A 2372-nucleotide genomic window follows, 5' to 3' on the forward strand; every position below is an offset into this window, starting at 1 on the left:
GAGGACATCGACCCACCACGTGAGGTGCCCGGATCGGCTGCCGCCATTCTGACCACGCTGGACGCCTTCGGCCTCTCATCCGACGGCCCGGTGRTGTATCAGTCCACGCGCGGCGAGGCGTATGAGGCCGCCTTTGCACGACTCAGGGCGGAAGGTTATGTTTTCCCTTGCTGGTGCAGCCGGGCCGATCTGGCGGTCCACGGCGGCATGCACCGTCATGGCCAGTGTGTCGCCGCCCCGGACCCCGACCGGCCGCCGGCGTGGCGCTTGCGCACGCCCGACGACACCATCCACTGGCACGACGACCTTCAAGGCCCCCTGGCCGAGAACCTGCTGGAAGTAGCTGGCGACTTCGTGGTCTGCCGTGTGGAAGGCCTCTGGGCCTACCAGCTCGCCTGCGTCGTCGACGACGGCGAGCAGGGCATCACGCATGTGGTTCGCGGCGCGGACCTACTCGATTCGACGGCCCGGCAGATCTACCTGCAGCGGCTACTCGGGCTGGCGACGCCCGGCTACCTGCACCTCCCCCTGGTCCTGGACGCTGACGGCAGGAAGCTCTCGAAGTCGGCCGCCGCCTTGCCCGTCGACCCGGCGGATCCCCTGCCCGCCCTGCGGCTCGCGCTCGAACGGCTGGGTGTGAAAGCCCCCGCGGGCCCCGATTCACCCCGTGATCTGCTTCACGCCGCGCTGAACGAGTTCAAGCCTGCGTCGCTCCGCCGCAGTAGTCTTGGGGTCGGTGGAGCGTTATAAGAATCGTTTGCCCGCGCGGCGGGCCTCTATGGGAAACGAGCGAGGATGAAGCAAGGCATTACGCAACGCACGGCACTGGTGACCGGCGGCACAGGCGGCATTGGTACGGCGATCGTGCGCTACCTTGCGCGCCAGGGTCATCGGGTAGCTACCAACTACCGCGACAAGGCCAAGGCCGACGCCTGGCATGAAGACATGATCCGCGACGGTATCGACGTGGTGATGGTCCAGGGCGACGTGGCCGATCCGGTCTCCGCCGCTGCGATGGTTCGCGGCATCGAGGACCTCGCCGGACCGATCGAAATCCTCRTCAACAACGCCGGCATCACCCGCGACACCACGTTCCACAAGATGGACTTCCAGCAATGGACGGACGTCGTGAACACCAACCTCAATGCCGTGTTCAATGTCACCCGCCCGGTCATCGAGGGCATGCGCTCGCGCCAGTGGGGCCGTATCGTCCAGATCAGCTCGATCAACGGCCAGAAAGGCCAGTACGGGCAGGCGAACTACGCGGCAGCCAAGGCCGGCATGCACGGCTTCACCATCTCGCTGGCCCAGGAAAACGCGCGCTTCGGCATCACCGTCAACACGGTCTCGCCGGGCTACGTCGGGACCGACCTGGTCATGGCGGTGCCCGAAGACATCCGCTCGAAGATCATCGCGCAGATCCCGGTGGGCCGACTCGGCCGTCCGGACGAGATCGCCCACGCGGTGGCCTTCCTGACCAGCGAGGAATCGAGCTGGATCACCGGCTCGAACCTCGCCATCAACGGCGGCCATTACATGGGTTGGTAAGGCCCACGGGGATCGGGTGACTCAGAGCCGGAGTTCGTCGACCGACGCCGGCTCGTGGATCGCCACCTTGTTGTGATGTGCACGGAACTTCGCCATCACCTTGTACGCCAGCCGGCGCGCGCGCATCACCGAGCCCAGCGGCCGATGGGCGGCGACACCGTGCCAGGGACTGAACGCAAGACCGTCGTCGATAGCCGCGCGCCGCGCCTCGTTCCACGCCGGCTGCGGCGGTACGACGATGCGCGCCACGTCAATATAGGGACTCTTCTCTTCCGGCCACGGCACCGATGCGTCCTCGATCGGCATGGACTCGATATCCGTGCAGAACTGCACGCGCACATCCCACTCGCCACCCTCGGTCGCGAAGTGCTCGATCATCGCGTCGCGCAGGCCGTTCGGTTTACCGTTGACGTTGAGCTCGGCATCCGTGAGCGCGGTGAGGTTGGGTGAGCGCGGCGCGATCGACACCTTGACGACGTATTCGCCGAAGCGCAGCGGCGCCTGGCTGAAGTAGCTATCGCCCAACGGATTCGTCTCGGGCTGCCCGCCGAGTGCGAGCAAGGTGGAGCTCTTGCCACCGAAGGCTTCGACCAGGCGTTCGGTGCCACGGAGCACAGCCGAGAGGGCCTTCTTCGCACCTTCCGCGCGATCGGTCGTCGCCGCGACCAGCTTCAGTGTGCCCGCGAACTTCTTCGCCGTTGGCGCGGAAAAGGCGGGGCCGTTCACCAGGACGAAATCCTGGGTCACGTCGCCTTCGCTGCCAGGCAGCCGATCCCCTTCGACACCGATGATMTTCACGGCCATGCCGCGTGGCGTGGAAACAC

Annotated in this window: 3 protein-coding genes; 2 read left to right on the forward strand and 1 reads right to left on the reverse strand. The window is 66.3% G+C overall.

Annotation, left to right across the window (positions count from 1 at the left end; translation table 11 throughout):
• Together gluQRS and phbB are read left to right on the forward strand one after the other, a co-directional pair.
• A partial coding sequence (gene gluQRS / locus AC1DT2_RS20820; protein ID WP_477298451.1) for a tRNA glutamyl-Q(34) synthetase GluQRS occupies positions 1-750 on the forward strand: 750 nt, incomplete at its 5' end.
• A gap of 57 nt (positions 751-807) precedes the next feature.
• Positions 808-1548, forward strand: coding sequence for an acetoacetyl-CoA reductase (phbB, locus tag AC1DT2_RS20825; RefSeq protein ID WP_477298454.1), 741 nt, complete (start codon positions 808-810; stop codon positions 1546-1548).
• A gap of 21 nt (positions 1549-1569) precedes the next feature.
• Here phbB and AC1DT2_RS20830 read toward each other — a convergent pair.
• A partial coding sequence (locus AC1DT2_RS20830) for a catalase family protein (protein ID WP_477298453.1) occupies positions 1570-2372 on the reverse strand: 803 nt, incomplete at its 5' end.

This window comes from Luteibacter sp. P4_E6 (assembly GCF_056401535.1).